At 72.0% G+C, this 21,923-nt stretch carries 14 protein-coding genes; 6 read left to right on the top strand and 8 right to left on the bottom strand.

Features of this window, described 5'->3' with window-relative positions:
- Window positions 1-25: 25 nt before the first annotated feature.
- A complete protein-coding gene (locus tag ABD830_RS26085; protein WP_344992371.1) occupies window positions 26-2,878 on the top strand; it encodes a CDP-glycerol glycerophosphotransferase family protein in 2,853 nt (950 codons plus the stop codon).
- Window positions 2,879-3,030: 152 nt separating this feature from the next.
- Here the strand turns inward: ABD830_RS26085 and ABD830_RS26080 are convergent, their stop codons facing one another.
- Both ABD830_RS26080 and ABD830_RS26075 read right to left on the bottom strand, forming a co-directional pair.
- Window positions 3,031-3,654 carry an NUDIX hydrolase gene (locus ABD830_RS26080; protein WP_344992368.1) on the bottom strand — a complete coding sequence of 208 codons (624 nt, stop codon included), beginning with the start codon at window positions 3,652-3,654 and terminating at the stop codon, window positions 3,031-3,033.
- Between the two features lie 49 nt (window positions 3,655-3,703).
- Complete coding sequence (locus ABD830_RS26075; protein WP_344992366.1) at window positions 3,704-4,231, bottom strand: class I SAM-dependent methyltransferase; 528 nt, start codon at window positions 4,229-4,231, stop codon at window positions 3,704-3,706.
- 232 nt (window positions 4,232-4,463) lie between these two features.
- Between ABD830_RS26075 and ABD830_RS26070 the strand changes: the two genes are divergently transcribed.
- Window positions 4,464-7,580 (top strand): ATP-dependent helicase, encoded by a 3,117-nt coding sequence (locus ABD830_RS26070; protein WP_344992363.1) that lies wholly within the window; start codon window positions 4,464-4,466, stop codon window positions 7,578-7,580.
- Window positions 7,574-10,852: an ATP-dependent helicase gene (locus ABD830_RS26065; protein ID WP_344992359.1), complete on the top strand. Its 3,279-nt coding sequence runs from the start codon at window positions 7,574-7,576 to the stop codon at window positions 10,850-10,852. The genes ABD830_RS26070 and ABD830_RS26065 overlap by 7 nt, the downstream gene beginning before the upstream one ends.
- On the opposite strand, the gene ABD830_RS26060 is transcribed toward ABD830_RS26065, so the two are convergent.
- Genes ABD830_RS26060 through ABD830_RS26045 form a run of 4 tightly spaced genes read right to left on the bottom strand, consistent with a single transcriptional unit; the run spans window position 10,812 to window position 15,932 of the window.
- Window positions 10,812-11,882, bottom strand: coding sequence for a type III PLP-dependent enzyme domain-containing protein (locus tag ABD830_RS26060; RefSeq protein WP_344992356.1), 1,071 nt, complete (start codon window positions 11,880-11,882; stop codon window positions 10,812-10,814). The genes ABD830_RS26065 and ABD830_RS26060 overlap by 41 nt on opposite strands.
- Window positions 11,879-13,411, bottom strand: coding sequence for an IucA/IucC family protein (locus ABD830_RS26055; RefSeq protein ID WP_344992353.1), 1,533 nt, complete (start codon window positions 13,409-13,411; stop codon window positions 11,879-11,881). Before ABD830_RS26055 ends, ABD830_RS26060 begins: the two co-directional genes overlap by 4 nt.
- Window positions 13,411-14,880: an IucA/IucC family protein gene (locus tag ABD830_RS26050; RefSeq protein ID WP_344992350.1), complete on the bottom strand. Its 1,470-nt coding sequence runs from the start codon at window positions 14,878-14,880 to the stop codon at window positions 13,411-13,413. The genes ABD830_RS26055 and ABD830_RS26050 overlap by 1 nt, the downstream gene beginning before the upstream one ends.
- Window positions 14,877-15,932, bottom strand: a complete 1,056-nt coding sequence (locus tag ABD830_RS26045; protein ID WP_344992347.1) for a siderophore biosynthesis protein — start codon at window positions 15,930-15,932, stop codon at window positions 14,877-14,879. Before ABD830_RS26045 ends, ABD830_RS26050 begins: the two co-directional genes overlap by 4 nt.
- A 230-nt stretch (window positions 15,933-16,162) precedes the next feature.
- Between ABD830_RS26045 and nudC the strand changes: the two genes are divergently transcribed.
- A complete protein-coding gene (gene nudC / locus ABD830_RS26040) occupies window positions 16,163-17,137 on the top strand; it encodes an NAD(+) diphosphatase (RefSeq protein ID WP_344992344.1) in 975 nt (324 codons plus the stop codon).
- On the opposite strand, the gene ABD830_RS26035 is transcribed toward nudC, so the two are convergent.
- Window positions 17,138-17,386, bottom strand: coding sequence for a mycoredoxin (locus ABD830_RS26035; protein ID WP_344992341.1), 249 nt, complete (start codon window positions 17,384-17,386; stop codon window positions 17,138-17,140).
- Window positions 17,387-17,471: 85 nt separating this feature from the next.
- Window positions 17,472-18,371: an alpha/beta hydrolase gene (locus ABD830_RS26030; protein ID WP_344992338.1), complete on the bottom strand. Its 900-nt coding sequence runs from the start codon at window positions 18,369-18,371 to the stop codon at window positions 17,472-17,474.
- Window positions 18,372-18,525: 154 nt separating this feature from the next.
- On the opposite strand from ABD830_RS26030, the gene ABD830_RS26025 reads away from it, so the two are divergent.
- Both ABD830_RS26025 and tesB read left to right on the top strand, forming a co-directional pair.
- The gene (locus tag ABD830_RS26025) at window positions 18,526-20,556 is read left to right on the top strand and encodes an ATP-dependent DNA helicase UvrD2 (protein ID WP_344993039.1); all 2,031 of its coding nucleotides are present in this window, start codon (window positions 18,526-18,528) and stop codon (window positions 20,554-20,556) included.
- A gap of 234 nt (window positions 20,557-20,790) precedes the next feature.
- The gene (gene tesB, locus ABD830_RS26020; RefSeq protein WP_344992335.1) at window positions 20,791-21,660 is read left to right on the top strand and encodes an acyl-CoA thioesterase II; all 870 of its coding nucleotides are present in this window, start codon (window positions 20,791-20,793) and stop codon (window positions 21,658-21,660) included.
- The last annotated feature ends 263 nt before the right edge of the window (window positions 21,661-21,923 follow it).

The following is a 21,923-nucleotide window of genomic DNA, read 5'->3' as shown; positions in this document are numbered from 1 at the left end:
GCGGCCCGAAAGGCGGTGCCACCCTATGGCCACCGGCGTCACAGCCCAGAGCCAGGGCGGCGACTCGCTCGCCGACCGCCTCAAGGCTGTCCAGGATCTCTGCGACCGTGGAGAGCCTCTCGAAGCGGTCATGCGAGCGCTCGGCCCAGGCGGTCGCGACGCCGCGTTCGACACCGAGGTCTTGAGCGGCCCGCTCGGGGCGCGCATGGACCTCGCGGTCAAGCGTGGCGCCGCGCGGCGGCGTGAGATGCTCGATCTCGTCCGGCCCTACCTGGCGGCCGTCGACGCGCGCGTCAAGCACGACCTGCCGGTCGCGCGGCGCGTCATCGTCCACCTGATCGAGCACCGGCCCGACGAGGAGCTCGTCGAGGGGGAGACGCTCGTCAAGGTCGTGACCGCGGCGGCCGAGCCGTCCAAGCGCATCCGCAAGGGCCTGCGCTGGTACGCCGACCTGCCCTTCCGTGACGAGCTCCCGCCCGACCTCTACCGCCTGCGGCGGGCCGACCTCGTGCCGGTCACCCACATCGACGACATCGTCTGGGCCGACGGCAGGCTGCGCGTCACCGGGTTCGCCTATCTGGCGGGGCTGTCCGTCCGCAGCCGCAGGTTCAACCGGGCGACCGTGGTGCTGCGCGGACCGCGCTGGCTGCCGCCCATCCGCATGCGCACGCACCGCGTGCTCGCGCCCGAGGCCACGCACGGCGCGCGCGAGCCCGGCTGCAACTACGACTGGTCCGGGTTCAGCGCCGAGCTGAGCCCGTGGCCGCTGCGCTGGCGCGGCGCCGTGCGCGGCGTGGTGTCCGCCGTGCGGCGGCGGATGCGCCACCGGCCGTCGGTGCCCGACGCCACGACGTGGCGGGCCGAGATCGTGTTCTGGAGCCGGGGCGCGCGGGCCACGGGCCTGCTGCGCGGCTCCTCCGTCGGCCGGCCGGAGCGCCCGGCCGGGCTCAAGCTGAAGCCGGGCTGGTGGATCAGGCCGGTGTGGACGTCCGACCGGGCGCTGCAGGTCGTGCTCCAGCCCAACAGGGCCGAGCTGACGGGCGTGTCCGTCGAGGGCGAGCGCCTCGAGCTGAAGATCTTCCTGCGCGGGCGTACGGTGACCAAGGGCCACGCCCGGCTGGGCGGCCACCGCATCGCCGCCGACTTCACGCCCGCGGGCGACGGCACGCAGGTCGTGGTGGGCCTGGCCGTGTCCGCGCTGCTGCAGGAGAAGGACGGGCGGCGGCTCTGGGTCGAGCCCAAGGGCGATCCCGCGGCTTCTGTCATGCTCGGCGACCTGGTGGAGACCCGCACGCCGGTGGGCGACCGCGAGATCACCGTGCTCGGTGACCGCCGCGACCGCGTGGTCGTCTCGGCCCACCGCATCCGCCCCGTGATCACCTCCGCGGTCTGGGAGGGCTCCGCGCTCGTCCTGCGCGGCAGCTATCCCGACGCTGCCGGTCCCCGCACGCTGACGCTGCGGCACCGGTCCGGGCTGTGCTACTGGCTGCCGATGGAGCGCTCCGGCGAGGAGTTCTCCGTACGCGTCGAGCCGTCGGCCATGGACCGCTTCGGCGAGTCCGTGCCGCTGGCCTCCGGCACCTGGAACATGTCGATCCGCCACCCGTCGGGTGAGATCGTGCCGTTGCGCATGGACCACGCGGCCCTGGCCGGGCTCGACGAGGATCCGCGCGCGTTCGACGGGCGCACGTACCGGATGATCTCCACCCGCTTCGACGTGCCGGTCGTGACGGTCGAGGAGGCACGGCCCGCGGACGAGCGGGGCGTGGCGGGCACCCACGTGCTGCGCCGCGTCTTCTACCCGGCCCAGCGCACGGAGCCGCTGACGGACGCGACCGTCTACGTCGTCAACGACGGGCGGCTCTACGCCGACAGCGTCCGCGCGATCTACGAGGAGCGGCTGCGCCGGGGCGACGACCGCGAGCACATCTGGATCGTCAAGGACGGCGCCTTCGTGCCGCCCGGCGGCGCGACCGTCATCCGCGCGGGCAGCCGCGAGCACCACGCCGCGCTGGCCAGGTCCCGCCACATCGTGACCAACTCGTTCCTGCCGGCCTGGTTCCGGGCGCGGGAGGACCAGGTGGTGCTGCAGACCTGGCACGGCACCCCGGCCAAGCGCGTCGGCAACGACCTGCCCCACATGGCCCGCGACCCCAGGCCGCCGATCTGGCACCGGCAGGCGGCGGAGGTGCGCGGCTGGGACCTGCTGCTGTCGCAGTCGCCGTGGGCGACGCCGATCCTGCGTAAGGCCTTCGGCTACAAGGGCGAGATCCTGGAGAGCGGGCTGCCGCGCAACGACGTGCTCCACTCTCCCGACCGGGAGGAGTTGGCGGCCGCCGTGCGCGAGCGGCTGGGGCTCGTCGAGGGCAAGCGGGTGATCCTCTACGCGCCCACGTGGCGGGATTACGACCGCAAGAACGCCATGGTCAAGCTGGACCTGGCCAAGGCGCGCGAGGCGCTGGGGGCCGATCACGAGATCCTGGTGCGGGCGCACCCGATGCAGGCGATGCCCGCCGTCCCCGACATCGCCCACGACGTCACCACTTATCCCGACATCGCGGACTTGTTGCTGGTGGCGGACGTGCTGGTGACGGACTACTCGTCGGTGATGTTCGACTTCGTGTGCACGGGCCGGCCGATCGTGTTCTACGGGTACGACCTGGCGAAATACTCGTCGAAGCGGGGGCTCTACCTGGACCTGGCGGAGCTCGCGCCGGGGCCGGTGCTGTCGACGTCGGCCGAGGTGGTCGAGGCCCTGCGGTCCATCGACTCCGTCGCCGCCGCCCACAGGGACCGCTACGAGTCCTTCCGGGCGACGTTCGCTCCCCGCGACGACGGCAAGGCGACCGCGCGGGTCGTCGACCACCTCTTTTCCTGATCACCCTGTACGGCTCCGCACGGCGGGCCGCACGCGCCGACGTCAGCGGCCGGCTGTCATGGCCGGTCGTGAAGGCCCACGGGTCGCCCGCCGTGACGACGCGTCTTCTCGACCGGCTGGGTGGTCGGAAGCCCGCGGCTGTCCGTACGGCGTCAGAAGAGGTCCGGGAGGTCCGGTAGGAGGAACCGGCGATCGGGGTCGTAGCCCAGATCGCCGGGCAGGTCCTCGGCCCGGCGCAGGCCGACGGCGGGGAGGCTCTCCACCATGAGGTAGAGGAGCGACGACATGGTGGTGGCGCAGACGATCTCGCCGTTCTCGATGAGCTTGCGCAGCCCCGAGACGTGGACCCACTCCACCCGCTCCGCCTCCCACGGGTCCGTGGGCGGCCCGATGCGCGTGGCCGAGTCGGCGCGGTAGACGTGGTGGAGGTTGTCGGCGATGCCGTTCACCGGCTGGATCGACAGGAGCGGGCGCAGCGGCCCGGGGCGCCAGCCGGTCTCCTCCTCGACCTCGCGCGCCGCCGCGTCCCGAGGCATCTCGCCCTCTTCCACCCGCCCGAGCGGGATCTCCCAGCCCCAGCTGTCGGTGATGAAGCGGTGCCGCCAGATCAGCAGCACCTGGTCCCGGTCGTCGGTGACGACCGCCCCCGCGCCGGGCGCCGTGCGGACGAGCCGGTGGTCGAGGCGGCGCCCGTCGGGCAGCTCCACATCGGCGACGCGGATGTCCAGCCACTGGTCGGCATAGAGCGACCTCTCGGAGTGGACCTTCCACCGCATGCGATCGACCTCCGCGCCAAGGCGAGATGTTGACCTTACGTTACAAGGGTCAACGCTCCGTGCGCGAGAGCTCCGCGGCGGTCATTTCCGCAGGTCGACCTCCAGGGACAGCGGCGAGAGACGGACGTCGCAGGTCGTTGATGAGGGCGCGGCCGCCGGGCCGCAGCACCCGGTGCATCTCCTGGAGAGCTCCGACGGGATCGGAGAAGTTCTTGAACGCCGCGCAGCAGACGACGAAGTCGAAGCTCTCGTCCTCGAACGGCATCGCGGAGGCGTTCCCGACCAGGAAGTCGACCTCGACCCCGGCCTCGGCCGCCTTCGTGCGGGCGATCTCGACGAAGGTCTCGCTGATGTCGAGCCCCGTGACCGTGTAGTCGCCGGTCCTGGCCAGGGCGATCGACAGGTAGCCGGGCCCGGGGGCCACCTCCAGGATCTCGCTCCCCGGCCCGGTGCGCTCCCGCACCTGGACGACCTGCTCGGCGAACCTGTCGGGCGACCTGCCGGTGCTCGTGGCGTACCAGCGGGCGATCGGGCCCTTCATGCCTACGCCTTTGTATCCCTTGTCGGTCTTCGTCATGAAAAACACGATATATCGCGTATATGAACTGTCAAGACATATCTCGAGACGCCCATGGCGAAAATCAGGCGGCGTGTCGCGCGAGGAAGTGGAGATTTGCCCCGATACGGTAGGCGGATCGCGTGGGGAGACCGGGCAAGTCGGCACGATCTGTCCCTGTGGTCTGGTGGAATCTAGTGCTGTGAGTGGTCAGACCTGGCGTTTGGTGCGGCGTGGCAGCGATGGCCCTGTTGTGCCCCCTGCGCTCGACGAGCACCAGCGTGCCGTGGTCGCCCACGAGAGCGGCCCGCTGCTCGTTCTCGCAGGTCCTGGCACCGGCAAGACCACCACGATCGTGGAGAGCGTGGTCGACAGGATCGACCGGCGCGGCCTCGACCCCGAGCGCGTGCTCATCCTCACCTTCAGCCGCAAGGCCGCCGAGGAGCTGCGCCAGCGCGTCACCGCCCGCCTGCGCCGCACCACCCGCTCGCCCCTGGCCCTGACCTTCCACTCCTACGCGTACGCGCTGCTGCGCCGGGAGTCCGTGCTCGAGGGCAAGGCCCCGCCGCGCCTGCTGACCGGCCCCGAGCAGCTGCTGGAGATCCGGCGGCTGCTCCACGGCGAGCTGGAGAGCGGCGCGCTCGACTGGCCGGTGTCGCTGCGCGAGCCGCTCAAGACGCGGGGGTTCGCCGAGGAGTTGCGCGACTTCCTGTCCAGGGCCAACGAGCGCGGGCTCGACGGCGAGCGGCTGGTCGCGCTCGGCAGGCTGCACGGCAGGAGCGACTGGATGGCGGCCGGCAGGTTCGCCGAGCGCTACCAGGACAGGTTCGACCTCGACCCGGAGGAGACCTACGACTACGCCGAGCTGATCGGGGCCGCCTCCGCGCTCCTCGCCAGGCCGGAGGTGCGGGAGCGGGAGCGGGCGGCGCACGACGTGGTGTTCGTGGACGAATACCAGGACACCGACCCCGCCCAGGAGCTGCTGCTGGCCCAGCTGGCGGGAGACGGCCGCGACCTGGTCGCGGTGGGCGACCCCGACCAGTCGATCTACGGGTTCAGGGGCGCCGACGTGCAGGGCATCATGAAGTTCCCCGAGCGCTTCAAGACCCGCGACGGCCGCGACGCGCCGGTGCTGGCGCTGCGGGTGTGCCGCAGGAGCGGGGCCGACCTGCTCGAGGCCTCCCGCCGGGTCGCGGCCCGCCTGCCCGTCGCCCCCATGCCCGACCACGCGTACGGGCACGAGCACGACCATCGCGACCTGGTGCCGCTGTCCGAGGCGGAGCCGGGTGACACGCGGGTGCTGCTGGCCGACAGCACCAGCCAGGAGGCGGCGATCGTGGCCGACACGCTGCGCCGCGCCCACCTGATCGACGGGGTGCCGTGGCACCGGATGGCCGTGCTGGTGCGCTCGGCCAAACGCCAGGTGCCGCTGCTGCGGCGGGCGCTGGTCAACGCGGGCGTGCCCACGATGATCGCGGGCGACGAGGTGCCGATCGCGCAGGAGCCCGGCGTGCGGCCGCTGCTCACCATGCTGCGGGTGGCCCTGGACGCGGCCCAGCTCGACGAGGGCGTGGCCGAGGAGCTGCTGACGGGGCCGCTCGGTGGCACGGACATGATCGGCGTACGCCGCCTCCGCCGCGCACTCAAGATCGCGGAGAACGAGGCGGAGGGGACACGGTCGTCAGGGGAGCTGCTGGTCGCGGCCGTCCAGGACGTCCGCGAGCTGACCCGGGTGGAGCCTCACATCGCCCTGCCCGCCGAACGCGTGGCCAAGCTGCTCGCCGCCGCCCGCGAGGCCGCGGCGCAGGAGGGCACCGCCGAAGACCTCCTGTGGACCGTGTGGCACGCCAGCGGCCTGGCCGGGCGCTGGACCGAGCTGAGCATGCACGGCGGCCCCAGGGGAGCGCAGGCCGACCGCGACCTCGACGCCGTGGTGGCGCTGTTCGACCACGCGGCCAGGTTCGTGGACCGGATGCCCAAGGCGGGTCCCGAGGTGTTCATCGACGACCTGGCCGCCCAGGAGATCCCCGGCGACACGCTGGCCGACCGGGCCCCCGACGGCGACGCCGTACGCGTGCTGACCGCCCACCGCTCCAAGGGCCTCGAATGGGACGTCGTGGTCGTCGCGGGCGTGCAGGAGGGCGTCTGGCCCGACCTGCGCCTGCGCGGCTCCCTGCTCGGCGTGGAGGACCTCGTCGAGGTGGTCGAGGGCACCGAGCCGAACGCCGCCTCCCTGGTCTCCAAGCTGCTGGCCGAGGAGCGCAGGCTGTTCTACGTGGCCGTCACCAGGGCCAGGCGCAGGCTCGTGGTGACCGCGGTGGGCGGCGAGGACACCGACGAGCGGCCTTCCAGGTTCCTGTCGGAGCTGATGCCGGGCGCGGTGGACTCGGCCACGGTCGACGACCGGGCCCGCTGGCTGAACATGTCCGCGCTGGTGGCCGACCTCCGCAGCGCGGTGACCGATCCCACCAAACCCCGAAAAATCCGCCAAAGTGCCGCCAAGCAGCTCGCCCGGCTCGCCGCGGCGGGCGTCCAGGGCGCCCACCCCAACGACTGGTACGCCCTCACGCCCATCTCCGACGACCGCCCCCTGAGCTGGCCCGACGACATCGTGAACATCTCGCCCTCGGCGGTCGAGAGCTTCACCAAGTGCGGCCTGCGCTGGCTCCTGGAGACGGCCGTCGGCGCCGCGGGCACCAGCACCGCCCAGGGCCTCGGCAACATCATCCATGCCCTGGCCGTCCTGGCCTCCACCGACCTGCCCAGCGAGGACCTCCTGGGCGACCGCCTCGACCAGGTCTGGAACGACCTCGACTTCGGCGGCGTCTGGTACAACCGCAAGCAGCGCCAGGTCGCCGAGCAGATGATCGGCAAGTTCCTGCGCTGGCACAAGGAGAATCCGCGCGAACTGGTGGCCCTGGAGGAGGCGTTCACGGCGATGGTGTCGGAGGGCGTCCAGATCAAGGGCCGCGTCGACCGGGTCGAGCGCGACTCCGACAACCGCGCGGTGATCATCGACCTCAAGACCGGCGGCTCCAAGCCCAAGCCCGGCGACCTCGACCGCCATCCCCAGCTCGGCGTCTACCAGCTCGCCGCGCTGCTCGGCGCGTTCGCGCGGCACGGCATGACCGAGCCGGGCGGCGCCGCACTGGTCCAGGTCGGCAAGGCGGCGGGCAAGAAGGAGGCACTGGAGCAGGCCCAGCCCCCGCTGTCGGAGGACAAGGATCCCGGCTGGGCCAAGGACCTGGTCGACACGGTGGCGACCGGCATGTCGGGGCCGTTCTTCCAGGCCAAGGTCAACGACGGCTGCCGCACCTGCGCGGCCAGGGCCAGCTGCCCGGTCAACGACAACGGGGGCCAGGTGTGCTGACCCCCGCCGAACTCGCCGGCAAGCTCGGCATCCTGCCGCCCACCCGTGAGCAGGCCGCGGTCATCGAGTCCCCCCTGGAGCCGATGGTCGTCATGGCCGGCGCGGGCTCGGGCAAGAGCGAGACCATGGCCGGGCGCGTGGTCTGGCTCGTCGCCAACGGCCTGGTCAAGCCCGAGAACGTGCTGGGCCTGACCTTCACCCGCAAGGCCGCCGCCGAGCTGGCCACCAGGGTCAGGGAGCGGCTGACCGGCCTGGCCGAGGCCGGCCTGGTCGAGCCGGGCGCGCTCGACAACGAGCCGACCGTGTCCACCTACCACGCCTACGCCGCCCGCCTGGTCACCGACCACGCCCTGCGCGAGGGCCTCGAGCCGACCATGCGCCTGGTCACGCCGGCCGTGTCGTGGCAGCTCGCCTCGCGGGTGGTGGCGATGTACGACGGGCCGATGGACCGCATCGAGCTGGGCCCGCCGTCGGTCACCGCGGCGGTGCTGGAGCTCGCCGGGGAGCTGTCGGAGCACCTGCGCGCGTCCGGCGACGTGCGGCGGGTGGGGGAGTGGCTCCAGGACCGGCACGACGCGCTGACCGGCAGGACGACCGTGGCCCAGCGCAAGCCGCTCAGCGTGCAGGCCGCCAGGGAGCAGCTGCTGCCGCTGGTGGAGGCGTACGAACGGCTCAAGCGCGCCCGTGAGGTCATCGACTACGGCGACCAGATGTCGCTGGCCGCCCGGATCGCCGCCAACCACAAGGAGGTCGGCGAGATCGAGCGCGCCCGCTACTCCGTGGTCCTGCTCGACGAATACCAGGACACCAGCCACGCCCAGCTCGTCCTGCTCCGCTCCCTGTACGGCGGCGGCCACCCGGTCACCGCCGTGGGCGACCCCTGCCAGTCGATCTACGGCTGGCGCGGCGCCTCCGCGGGCAACCTCCGTCGCTTCCCGCGTGACTTCCGCACCAGCACCGGCGACGCCGCCGAGGTCCGCCAGCTCAGCGTCAGCTTCCGCAACGGCGACCGCGTCCTCGACGTCGCCGCCCGCGTCCAGCTCCCGCTGCGCATGGAGGCCCGCGAGGTGCCGGTCCTGGTCCCCGGCCCCAACCGGGTCGACCGGGGCCGCGTCACGTGCGCCTTCCACGAGACCGCCGAGGACGAGGCCAGGTGGATCGCCGACGGCATCGCCAAGATCCTCGGCCAGGAGGTCGCACCCGACGGCATGCCCTGGGGCGAGAAGGAGCGCAAGAAGACGCTCGCCATCCAGCCCCAGGACGTGGCGATCCTCGCGCGCAAGCGATCGCAGTTCCCCGCGCTGCGCAGGGCGCTCGAAGAACGCGACATCCCGGTCGAGGTGGTCGGGCTCGGCGGCCTGCTGACCGTGCCCGAGGTGACCGACATCGTGGCCACCCTCCGCGTCCTGTACGACGCGACAGCGGGCGACGCGCTGGCCAGGCTCCTGGCCGGGCCGCGCTGGCGGATCGGCCCGGCCGACCTGCGGGTGCTGGGGGAGCAGGCCAGGCAGCTGGCCCGCGAGCTGAGCGAGAGCGGGCGCGAGGAGGACCCGCTCGACCAGGTGGTCGCCGACCTGGCCGAAGAGCGCGGCAGTCTGGTGGACGCGCTGGACGAGCTGCCCGACAGGGAGGAGTGGCTGGAGCCGTTCTCGCCGCTGGCCCGCACCAGGCTCGTCGCGCTCGCCCACGAGCTGCGCCGGCTGAGGGCGCACACCGCGCAGCCTCTCCCCGACCTGATCACCGAGGTCGAGCGGACGCTCGGGCTCGACGTCGAGGTGGCCGCGCGCAGCGGGACGGCGAGCGCGTTCGCGGCGCGGGCCGATCTGGACGCGTTCATCGACGCGGCGTCCAGGTTCGCGGGCGACGCCGAGGATCCGACGCTCGGGGCGTTCCTGGCCTACCTCCAGGCGGCGGAGAGCGAGGAGTTCGGGCTGGAGGCGGGCCGGGTCGGCGACAGCAACAGCGTCAAGCTCATGACCGTGCACGCCTCCAAGGGCCTGGAGTGGCCCATCGTGGTCGTGCCGGGGCTGTCGCAGCTCGTCAGCTCCAAGGGGACGATCGCGACCGGCAGCATCTTCCCCGCCACACCGGTCATGAACAGCCGCTGGACCGAGAACCCGCGCAAACTCCCCTACGCCCTGCGCGGCGACGCCGCCGACCTGCCCAGGCTGAGCGGGCTGAGCAAGGAGGAGCTGGCCGCGTTCGACGAGCACTGCCGCGAGCGCGACCTGATGGAGGAGCGCAGGCTCGCGTACGTGGCCGTCACCCGCGCCCACTACCACCTGATCGCCTCCGGCTACCGGTGGGGCAGCGCCACCAAGCCCCTGGAGCCGTCCGACTTCCTGCTGGAGATCCGCGACACCGCCGACCGCGTCTCGTTCTGGGCCGACCGGCAGGCGGAGGGCGCCACCAACCCGCTGCTCGCCGAGCCCGCCGAGGCCGTCTGGCCGGTCACGCCCGAGGGCCTGCGCTACGAGTCCGTCCTGGACGGCGCCAGGCTCGTCGAGGACGCGCTGGCGGGCGCACTCGCGGAGGAGGAGGACGAGCCGCTGCGGACGTTCGAGGAGGAGCGCCTACGGGCCTGGGAGCGCGACACCGACCTGCTGCTGCGCGAGCGCGAGCTGAACCGCCGCCGGCCCGCCACGGTCGTCGAGCTGCCGACGAAGCTGACCGTGTCGTCGCTGGTCACGCTGGCCGGCGACCCGCGCGAGCTGGCCCGCAGGATCCGCCGCCCCGTGCCGGTGCAGCCCGCGCCGCTGGCGCGCCGGGGCACGTCGTTCCACAAGTGGCTGGAGACGCGGTGGGACCAGCAGCGCCTCATCGACGACCTGGAGCTGTACGACGAGGAGCTCGAAGAGGCCGATGTGCGCCTGGCCGAGCTGCAGGAGCGGTTCGAGGCGAGCGAGTGGGCCGATCGGCGGCCGGTCGACCTGGAGGTGCCGTTCGAGACCATGATCGCCGACCGGCTGGTGCGCGGGCGGATGGACGCGGTCTTCGAGCTGCCCGACGGCGGCTACGAGGTCGTCGACTGGAAGACCGGCCAGCCGCCCAAGGGCAAGGCCGCCAGGGTGGCGTCGGTGCAGCTGGCCGCGTACCGGCTGGCCTGGTCGCACCTGGCGGGCGTGCCGCTGGAGAAGGTGCGGGCGGCCTTCCACTACGTACGCGCCAACCGCACCGTACGGCCCGTCAACCTGCTCGACGCCGACGGCCTGGTCGCGCTCATCGAGGGCGTCAGGCTCCTAGATAGCGGAACGCCGGCTTCGGATGCATGAGGAAGTCGTGGTGCGAGATGTTCCAGGCGTAGGCGCCGGCCATCTCGAACACCACCGTGTCCCCGATGTACGCCGAGCTCACGATTTTTCGGGAAAAAACGTCTTTTGGGGTGCATAGCTGGCCGACGAAGGTGATCGGCTCGTCGGCCACGCCCTGCCCCTTGCCCGTCGGCAGGATCGTGAACGGCTGGTCGTGGCCCTTCGTCGCCGGGGTGCGCAGGTGGTGGGTGCCGCCCAGCAGGACCGCGTACGCCTCGCCGCGCACCCGCTTCACGTCCACGACCCTGGTCACGTAGTAGCCGCAGTACGCGGTCAGCGCCCTGCCGGGCTCGATGCGCAGTGTCCGCCCCCGGCCGAGCGCCGCCAGGCCGCGCCCATAGCCTGCCCAGTCGAAGCGCGACCCGGGCGCGGCGTACGAGACCGCCATGCCGCCGCCCAGGTTGACCTCGTCGTACCCGTTGTCCAGCAGGCTCCCGGCCAGTGTCAGGAGCTGGGCCGCGTCCAGGCCGCTGGCCAGGTGGGTGTGCAGGCCGCGCAGCCGTACCCGGTCGGTGAACAGCGGCAGGCACTCGGCCACGCCCTGCTCGTCCATGCCGAACGGCCCGCTCATCGTGAGCGCGGCGCCCTCGACGGGGAGGTCGGGGTTGAGCCTGAGCAGCACGTCGGCCTCCAGGCCGGTGTCGAGGAGGCGGCGCAGCTCGTTCGGGGACTCGACGTGGATGCGGTGGTGGGGCAGGCGCAGCTCGGCGTCGGTCTTGCCGGGGCCGCCGAGCGCCACTCGCCCGCCCGGGAACAGGCTCGTGACATGCGCGTGCTCGCCGCCCGACGACACCTCGAACCCGTCCACGTGGCCCGCAAGCACGCGCAGCAGCTCGGCGTCCGGGTTGGCCTTGACGGCGTAGTACAGCTCGATGCCAGGGAGCGCCCGCCGTACGGACGCGGCGTGCTCGTCCAGCGCGGGCAGGTCGTAAAGGTAGGCGGGGGCCTCGGGCAGGCTCAGGGCGGCGTCCCGGACCCGGTCGGCGATCATGCGAGCGGGTTCGCGATCGGGACGTAACCGGCGGCGCGGTCGGCGGCCCTGGCCCAGCGGACGCCCAGGTTCGCCTTGGCGGGCAGCGGCGCCCCGGCCAGCAGGTCCGACAGGGGCAGCGGCCGGCCGAGGTCCTCGGCCTGGCGGGCGAGCAGGTCGCGGGCGGTCCCCCACAGCTCGCGCAGCAGCCCGTCGTCCTGCCCCGCCAGCGTGGCGGCGATCTCGGTGAGGTGGTTGACGAGCAGGCAGTAGACCACCCGGGTCCAGCCGCGCTCAGCGTCGTAGGTGAGCGCTCCGGCCACCTCGGGGTGCAGGCCGGTGAGGTCGTGGCGGCCCGCGACCAGCTTGGCGCCCTCCAGGTCGCGGAAGACGGCCTGCGCGGGCAGGCCGTCGGTGTCCAGGCCGACCAGGACGTTCTGGAGATGGGGCTCGAGCACCACGCCGTGCGTGAAGTACAGCTCCAGGACGGGCAGCGCGACCGCCGTCACGTACGCGTGCCACCAGGAGAGCGGATCCTTCGCCGACACGTCGAGGGCGAGCGCGGCGGCCAGCACGGGAGTCACGCCGGGGTCGCAGGCGGCCCAGGGGCTCTGCCTGACGATCACCCCCAGGCCCTCGTGGAGCCGGGGGCCGAGGGCGGCCGAGCGGTAGCCGGGTTCGGGGAGCCAGCGGGTGGTGGGGTGCTTGACGGATATTTCCTCAAAAATCGGTGTCAGCCGGGAGGTGAGCTCGACGGCCCCGGCCAGCTCGTACCAGGCGTTCTTGCGCACGCAGTTGGTGATCCGCACGTCCAGGGAGAACTTCAGGCAGACCTCCGACTCAGGGGCGTAGACGGTCCGCACGGACGAGGTGGGCATGACGGCCGGTCCCGGCCCCAGATCGACCAGCCCCGGCCCGAACGCCGGCCGCAACAGCTCGAGCTGCCACGGATGCGCCGGGAGCAGCCGGTACCCGGCCGGCGCCGCGCCCATCGCGTCCAGCACCGACACGTCGCCGCCCTCCGCGAGCACGTCCTCGCGCACGCCGAGCAGCCTGACGGGGAACCGGGCGTGCGCCTCGGGCGCGTACCGCAGCCAGCCGTCCCCGCCGCGCGCCTTGGGGCTGGGATGGAACGGATGCCCGTACACCAGCGCCTGCTCCGAGGCCAGCCACGGATCGGCGGGCGGCGCGGCCTCCTCCCTGGCCCGCAGGATCGCCGCCACGGCCTCCCGGCTGGCCGCCACCTGGCCGCCGAACTCGCCGTTCTCCCCGTGGAGGTCGGCCTCGGCCAGCCTTACCAGCTCGTCGGCCGTCAACCGCTGCCAGGCGCCGCCTTCCAGGCGCTCAGGCGGGCCCTCGAAGCGCAGCGCCGCGCCTCCGTACGTGCGGGCCCGCAGCAGCGTGCCGGCCACCCGCAGCAGCAGGTACGGCGAAGCGGGCCACACCAGCCCGCGCGGCCCGGCCACCTCCCGCACGCAGCAGCGCAGCAGGGCCGCCAGCGTCGCCTCCTCGGCCAGGGCGGAGGCCGCGTCGATGGCCAGTCCTCGCATCAGGCTCTCCTCAGGTAGTTGGGCCCGCTGGTGCCGTAGAACTTGTTGACGTCGCGTGCGCCGGAACGTTCCTTCGCCACGAGCGTCCCAGCGGTGATCATGGATTTGCCGGTGAGCCTGGCGGCGTCCAGGGTCCTGGCGCGCAGGATCCTGGCCATGGGGTCGTCGCCGTACTCGTCGAGCGCCTCGGCCAGCGTGGCGCGCAGCAGCGCGGCCGCCCGGTCGCCCGGCATCGCCGCGAACGCCACGGCGGCGGCGGCCAGGTGCAGCGTGATGGTCACGAACACGTCGGCCAGCGCGTGCGGGTCGTCGTCGAGCATCCGCCCGTCGGCGAACTCCGGCACCGCGACCCCGGCGGCGCGCAGCCTCGCGGGTGAGGCCAGCAGCCCGTCGTTGTCCTTGACCAGCAGCCGCATCCGGTCGCCCTGGAAGACCAGGGCGAGATTCTGCTGATGGGCTTCGAGCGCGACGCCGTACCGCACGAAGAGCCGCACGTTCCACCGCAGCAGCACCCGCAGATAGGCGGGGACGACGTCGCCCAGCTCGGCGAGCACGCCGGGCGCGGCCAGCGCGGCCACCGGCACGATCTCGCCCTCGGGCAGCCGCCTGACCATCCAGGCGAGGTACTCGTGCCCGGCGTGCGCGTAGGTCTGCTCGTCGGCCAGCAGGACGTCCGGATCGGCCAGCTCGCGCAGCAGCAGCTCGGCCTCCGCCCCGTCGCCGAGCGTGCCGGGCTTGATCGAGCGCCGGTTCCGCATGCCCAGGGTGCTGATCGGCAGGGGGAGCTTGAGATGGGTGCGGGCGTCGAGTTCGACCGTGCGCATCGACAGGGTGGGGCGCACGGTCACCCTTGCCTCGTCGAGGACCCGTACCCCGTCGATCTTCCGCACCTCGCCGACGGTCAGCGGATGCACCGGGAACAGCACCTCGTCGCTCTCCCAGGGCGCCACGTCCGCCGGAAGGCGCGCGGCGCCGGGCACGGCGCCCGTCACCGCGGCCCAGCGCAGCTCGAAGGAGGGCGCGAACTCCGGCGCGTAGGCCAGCAGGTCGGCCTCGGACAGCCCCACACGAGCCCGGGAGGTCGGATAGACGGGATGATCAACGAACGCGGCGAGCGTCTCATAAGAGGGCTTCCGCGCGAGCACCTCGACGGCGTGCGCGTCGTGCAGCTCCAGGGCGCCCAACGCGGCCAGGCACTCCTCGAAGAAGGCCGCCACCCCCTCCGCGTCCGCCGGGTCCGCGACCTCCGCCAGCGTCTCCAGCACCTGCTCCAGCCCCAGCCGCTCGTCCTCCGCGACCACGAAGTCCTGGAACAGCGCCCCGGGGACCAGCCGCACCCATCGCCCGTCCGCCAGCAGCAGCCCCGTGCCGTCCTTGGTCCGGCTGACCCGGGACGACAGCCCGCCGTAGTCCTCGCGCAGCAGCGCGTTCAGCACCCGGGCGGCCAGATAGGCCTCCCGACCGCTCATTCGATCACCCACGGCCGTGAGGCCCGGTAGGCCTCGATCGCCGAGTCCACTGCCTCCCGGGAGGGGCCGACGGCCCGTACCACGCCGAGATAGTCCCGGTTGGTGTGCGTGAGGGAGACGACGTCCCCGACCTGCCGCAGGGGCCGGTGCCACAGCCGCACGTCGCCCTCGTCCAGGACCTCGGTGCCGGGAGCGTCCTTGACGGTCCCCGGCCGGTCCGCGACCAGGCTGACCGCGCTCCCGTGCGCGGAGGTCTCCGGGACGCCGGGCACGGTCTCGCCGAGGTGCACCCGCAGGATCCACTCGAACAGCGGCACGCCGAGCACGTCGCCGAGCAGGAAGTCGCAGTGGTCCCCGATCACCCGGTAGTTCACCTCGACGATCCGGGGCCCGCGCGACGTGACCACGTACTCGGTGTGACAGGCCCCGAACCCGGCCCCCAGCGCCCGCAACGCCCCGAGCACGTGCTCCTGCGACCCGTCCGCCGGCGCCCAGTCGAGCCGCTCCTCGATGAAGTACGGCAGCGCCCCCAACGTCGTCTCGAACCCCCCGAGCACCCGAAGGCCGGAGGAGTCGCCCAGCGTCTCCAGCGTCCGCAGCGGCCCCTCGAGGTACTCCTCGACGACCAGCGCCTCCCCGGGCCGCCGCTTCCTGACCTCGGCGACCGCCCCGGCCAGATCGCGTTCGACGAGCATGACGTCCTCGCTGGCCACACCCTCGCGCGGCTTCAGCACGACCGGGTACGGCAGGCCCTCGGGCACCGGGTCGCCGGGGCCGATCCGCGCCGACCACACGTGCTCGATCCCGGCCTCGAGGAGCCTGCGGCGCATCAGGAACTTGTTCTTGGCGGCCACGCACGCCCGCCAGTCCTTGCCGGGCAGCCCGAAATAGGCGGCCGCCAGCGCGGTCTCCGCCTGCAGGTGGTCGGAGTTGGTGAAGATCGCGTCCGGCCTGCCGAGGTGCTCGACGGCGTCGATCACGGCCCGCGGATCGCGTACGTCGCACGCCACCGCGTGCGGATGGTGCTCCGGCCGATCCGTCAGGATCGTCACCTCACAGTCCAGCGCTTGAGCCGCAGGCAGGAAGCCATCCGTCACGGAATCTGTTGGTTTGAGCGCGGTCAGATAGAGCCGCAACGCGAAGGCACCCCCGGGTAATCAGGTAAGGCTAACCTAACTCACTGATCCTAGCCCCAGAAAGATCGCCGCGGGTCCCGGATACCGTAATCGGCGGCTAACCGCGAGGTCATAGGATGACAGGGGATTTGGGGAGGGGGCGGCTTGTGGAGACGACCGCGGAAGAGCAACTCATCGGACCCCTGCTTCTGGCGCGCGGCACGATCGACAGATCATCGGCGCTGCGTGCCAACGAGGGATGGCTCGAGCGGGCGTGGACCGATCCGTCGAGCCGGGTGCTGGTGATCGACAACGGCCACACGCTGGTGCGGCGGACGGGCGATGAGGTGCACGCGGTGCTCTTCCCGCCCGAGGACGCGCCGGCCGGGCCGCGCTATCTGCTCGGGCTGGAGGACGGGGTCGCGTACTTCGCGGTCGCCGCGCCGCTGCCCGGCATCCCCCAGGGCGACGCCAACGGCCGCGTGACGATCCCGATGAGCCTGCTCGACACGCCGGAGGGCGAGCTGGTGGCGGCCGGGCTGCGCCAGGTGGGCGGCCTGCTCGGCGACCGCGACGCGGGCCTGCTGGTCTACGCCGTGGCGCTGGAGGCCTGGCACACGACCCACGAATACTGCCCGCGCTGCGGCACCCGTACGGACATCCGGGCCGGAGGCCACATCCGGGTCTGCCCGCAGGACGCCAGCCAGCACTTCCCGCGCGTCGACCCCGCGGTCATCATGCTGGTACGCGACGAGGACGACCGCTGCCTGCTCGCCCGCGGCCCTCAGTGGCCGGAGGGGCGGCTGTCGATCCTGGCGGGGTTCGTGGAGCCGGGGGAGTCGCTGGAGCACGCCGTCGCGCGCGAGGTGGCCGAGGAGGTCGGCATCACCGTCGTCAACCCGCGCTATCTCGGCAGCCAGCCCTGGCCGTTCCCGCGCAGCCTCATGCTCGGCTTCTTCGCCGAGGCCACCTCGACCGACCTCACGCCCGACGCGGAGGAGATCGCCGAGGCCCGCTGGTACTCCCGTGAGGAGCTGGTGCAGGCGCTGGACTCCGGCGAGCTGCGCCTGCCGCCGCCGGTGTCGATAGCCCGCCGCCTGATCGAGACCTGGTACGGCGGCGAGCTGACCGGCGACTGGTGATCAGGCCGCTTCGAGCAGGGCCTTGACCTCGAGGGCGGAGGGGTTCGTCCGGACGATGCGGCCGTTGGGGGTGTCGATCACCACGGTCGGCACCGTCTGGTTGCCGTTGTTGACGCTCATGACGAACTCGGCTGCCGACGGGTCGCGCTCGATGTCGACCTCTCGAAAGCTGATGCCCTCGCGGGTGAGCTGAGACTTGAGTCGCTTGCAGGGGCCGCACCAGGTGGTGCTGTAGACCGTGAGCGCCATGTTGGGAGATCCCTCCAAGGTCAGGAAACAGGCGCTCGGTGCAACAACGCCGCGTGCCGGGTTAATCCCCCCCGGCAGGCGGCTCTCACCCGCCGAGGCGTTCGGCGACCCAGGCCTGCACGCGCTCGGCCACGCCCGGCTCGCGGTAGAGCGGGTTGCTGTGGTTGATGCCCGGCTGGGTGATGACGGTCACGGGCACGCCAACCTGGCCCAGCATCGTCTTGAGCAGCTGGCTCTGCACCGGCGGCACGAACTCGTCCTCGGAGTGCACGGTCAGCATCGGAGCGTCCTTGCTGCTGGCGTGCCAGGCCACCTCCATGCTGGCCCAGACCCGCGAGCACTTGCCCTTGGGCTCGCAGCCTCCGGCCAGGCGGATGGCGGCCGTACGGAGCTTGCGCTTGCTGGCGTCGGTGGACTTCTCGCCGTCGGAGTAGGCGCGGAGGGGCGAGATGATCGGCGACAGGCCCACGACGCCCTTGAGCCCGTGGATACCGTCGCCGTACGTGCCCACCGCCGCCGCGATGTGGCCCCCGGCCGAGAAGCCGACCACCACGTAGTTGCCCGGGTCGAACGCCCACCGGTCGGCGTGCTTGCGGGCCAGCGCTATCGCGGCCAGCGCGTCCGTGCGCTGCGCGGGCCAGGCCGCGTCGCCGGAGAGCCGGTAGTTGAGGTTGAAGACCGTGTAGCCGAGGTCGGCGTACTGGCGGACGATCTCCTTCATGTAGCGCTTGTCGCCGCCCGACCACCAGCCGCCGTGGATCAGGAAGACACCGGGGCGCTGCTGGCCGTCGGGGGTCCACCAGACGTCCATGCTCTGACGTACGTGGGAGCCGTACGAGATGGTCTCATTGGCGAAGCCACCCAGACCCTCCTGGTCGATGACGGAGGTGGGGGCGGGCGTCGGCTCCTTGTTCGCACTGGCGGCGACTGGTGTGAGCACGACGGCGGCGAGCGCGAGCACGCTCGCGGAAACCGCTGTTCGCACGGCTTTCCTTTCCCCCATGCAGATGGTCGGCCCCATTGTGGGGGAAGAGACCAGTTCTTTGCATCTGTGGCTGACAATCAACATACGTCGGCCCGCATGTTGCCAGAATAAAGAGTCCTTCCGCTACACCTGGGAGTATGTACGGGTGAACAACATGGATGACGTCCTGGCCGGCCTCGACCCCGAGCAGCGCGCGGTGGCCGAGGCCGTGCGCGGGCCGGTGTGTGTGCTGGCCGGGGCGGGCACGGGCAAGACCAGGGCGATCACCCATCGCATCGCGTACGCGGTGCGCAGCGGGGTGGTCGACGCGCCGAGCGTGCTCGCTGTGACGTTCACCACTCGCGCGGCGGGGGAGCTGCGTCAGCGCCTGCGCGCGCTGGGGGCGCCGGGTGTGCAGGCCCGCACGTTCCACGCGGCGGCCCTGCGGCAGCTCACGTACTTCTGGCCGCGGGTCATCGGCGGCGAGGCGCCCTCGGTGATCGAGTCCAAGCTCCCGGTGCTGGCGGAGGCCTGCCGCCAGATGCGGAAAAATCCGGATCGGTCCGAGTTGCGGGACATCGCGGCCGAGGTCGAGTGGGCCAAGGTCACCCAGATCGGCCCGGAGGACTACGTGGCCGCGGCCGCGAAACACCACCGCACGCCGCCGGTCCCCCCGGAGGAGGTGTCCAGGATCTATGAGGCGTACGAGCAGATCAGGCGCGAGCGCCACCTGGTCGACTTCGAGACCATCCTCGAGCTGACCGCGGCCGTGATGACCGAGCACCAGGAGGTCGCGGCGCAGATCCGCCAGCAGTACCGCTACTTCGTCGTGGACGAGTACCAGGACGTCAACCCGCTGCAGAAGCTCCTCCTCGACACCTGGCTCGGGGGCCGCGACGACATCTGCGTGGTCGGCGACCCCAACCAGACGATCTACTCCTTCACCGGCGCCTCCCCGCGCTACCTGACGGGCTTCGGCGTGGAGCACCCGAACGCCACCGTCATCAAGCTGGTCCGCGACTACCGCTCGACCCCGCAGGTGGTCGACCTCGCCAACCGGATGGTCGCCAGGTCGCCGCACCGGCTCGACCTGGTGGCACAGCGCCCCGACGGCCCCAAGCCGTCCTTCTCCGACTACGACGACGAGCCCGCCGAGGCCGCGGGGGCGGCCCGCGCGATCAGGAAGCTCCTGGACAAGGGCGTGCCCTCGCGGGAGATCGCGATCCTGTTCCGCGTCAACTCGCAGTCGGAGTCTTACGAGGAGGCGCTGTCCAAGGCCGAGATCCCGTACGTGCTGCGCGGCGCCGAGCGCTTCTTCGACCGCCCCGAGGTACGCCAGGCCGTCGTGCTCCTGCGCGGCGCCGCCCGCTCCTCGGCCGGAGAGCCGCTGGCCTCGGAGGTCCACCAGATTCTCAGCGGCGTGGGCCTGACGCCGGTCCCTCCGGGCGGTGGCAAGGCCAGGGAGCGGTGGGAGTCCTTGAAGGCCCTGGCCGACCTGGCGGAGGACATGGCCGCCGAGGGCGCCGACCTGCCCGCCTTCGTGGCCGAGCTGGAACGCCGCGCCTCCGAACAGCACGCCCCGCCCGTGGAGGGCGTCACCCTGGCCTCTCTGCACGCCGCCAAGGGCCTGGAGTGGGACGCCGTGTTCCTGGTCGGCCTGACAGACGGCATGCTGCCCATCATCTACGCCGAGACGCCGGAGCAGATCGAGGAGGAACGCCGTCTCCTCTATGTCGGCATCACCCGCGCCAGGGAGCACCTGTCCCTCTCCTGGGCCGGTGCCCGCGCCCCCGGCGCCCGCAAGACCCGCCGCCCCTCCCGCTTCCTCGACGGCCTCAACGGCCGCACCTCGTCCCCGCCCCGCCTCGCGCCGTCCTCCCGCGAGCGCCGCCCGGTGGCGGCCCCGGTGAGCTGCCGGGTGTGCGCCAAGACCCTGGTGGCGGCCGCCGAGCAGAAGCTGGGCCGCTGCTCGACGTGCCCGGCGGACTACGACGAGGCCCTCCTGGAGCGCCTGAAGGCCTGGCGCACGGCCACGGCCAAAGAGGCCAAGATCCCGCCGTACGTCATCTTCACGGACGTGACCCTCCAGGCCATCGCGGAGCGCGCGCCGGGGTCCGAGCAGGAGCTGCTGTCGATCGCGGGGGTCGGCCGGGTCAAACTCGACCGCTACGGCGAGGCCGTCCTCTCCCTCTGCCGCACCGACTGATCCCCGCACCCGTCTCTCGCCCACTCTCACCCCACACCGCCCGCCGTGCCCTCTCGCCCGTGAAAGGCGCCGCCCTCGGCCCAAGGAATCACCATTCACAAAGGCCGCAGCGCCGTAACAAGAGGGAAACCAGCGCCCGGGATCATCGGACAAGCCCGGCCCACCTTTGGCCGCATACGGGAGACACGTCAGACTTGTCCCAATACTGCACAGCACCAAAGGGGGGACGGACACGTGAACGAGGCGCTGAAGGAGCTCCTGGACCTGCTCGACCTGGAGCAGATCGAGCTCGACATCTTCCGGGGACGAAGCCCGGAGGAACGCATCCAGCGCGTCTTCGGTGGCCAGGTGGCGGCCCAGGCCCTGGTGGCAGCCGGCCGTACGGTCCCCAAGGACCGTAACGTGCACTCCCTCCACGCGTACTTCATCCGCCCCGGCGACCCCGCCGTCCCGATCGTCTACAACGTGGAGCGCCTGCGCGACGGCCGTTCGTTCACCACCCGCAGGATCGTCGCCATCCAGCACGGCAAGGCGATCTTCACGATGTCGGCGTCGTTCCACATCCCCGAGGAGGGCGTGACGCATCAGGCGTCCGTGATGCCGCAGGTGCCCGACCCTGAGACGCTCCCCACCTTCCAGGACAGGATGTACGAGCTGGCCGGCGACAACCCCGGCCTCCGGGACTGGCTCTCGCGGCCCCGCCCCGTGGACGCCAGGTACGTCTCGCCGCTCACCTGGGAGGCGTTCAAGAACCCCGAGCTGCGCAGCGCCGAGACCAACGTGTGGTTCCGCTACCACGCGGACCTGCCCGACGACCCGCTCCTGCACGTGGTGCTGGCCGCGTACGCCTCCGACTTCACGCTGGTCGACACGATCCTGCTGGCCCACGGCATGGCCTGGGGCGCCTCGAACGTCATGGGCGCGTCGCTGGACCACGCCATGTGGTTCCACCGCCCCTTCAGGGCCGACGACTGGCTGCTCTATGCTCAGGAATCCCCCTGGTCGGGGGGAGCTCGGGGACTGGCGCGCGGTGAGATGTTCACCGCGTCGGGTGAGCTCGTGGTCTCGGTCGTCCAGGAGGCCATGATCCGCCTGACGAAGTAGGCGCGAAGTCACCGCCTGCGACGGCCGTCAGAGACAGCCACTTGTTACAAAATCGCAGGTAGAAAATATGTTGCCGGTTCCCGGGTTCCCGGTTTAGGGTCTTGGTCAAGCGAGTCGGGACGCAGAGTCCCGACGATCTCGAGTGGAGGTGAGTCACCAGTGATGAGCATCAAGATGTCGGCCACGCAGTGGCTCGCTTCCGCGTGCCGTGACTCGGTGAGGCTCGTCGATGGTCCCGCCAAGCCGCGGCAGGAGAGGTCTGC

It is taken from the genome of Nonomuraea helvata (genome assembly GCF_039535785.1).
Taxonomy (GTDB): Bacteria; Actinomycetota; Actinomycetes; order Streptosporangiales; family Streptosporangiaceae; genus Nonomuraea; species Nonomuraea helvata.
This window is presented reverse-complemented; position numbering and strand designations above follow the sequence as displayed.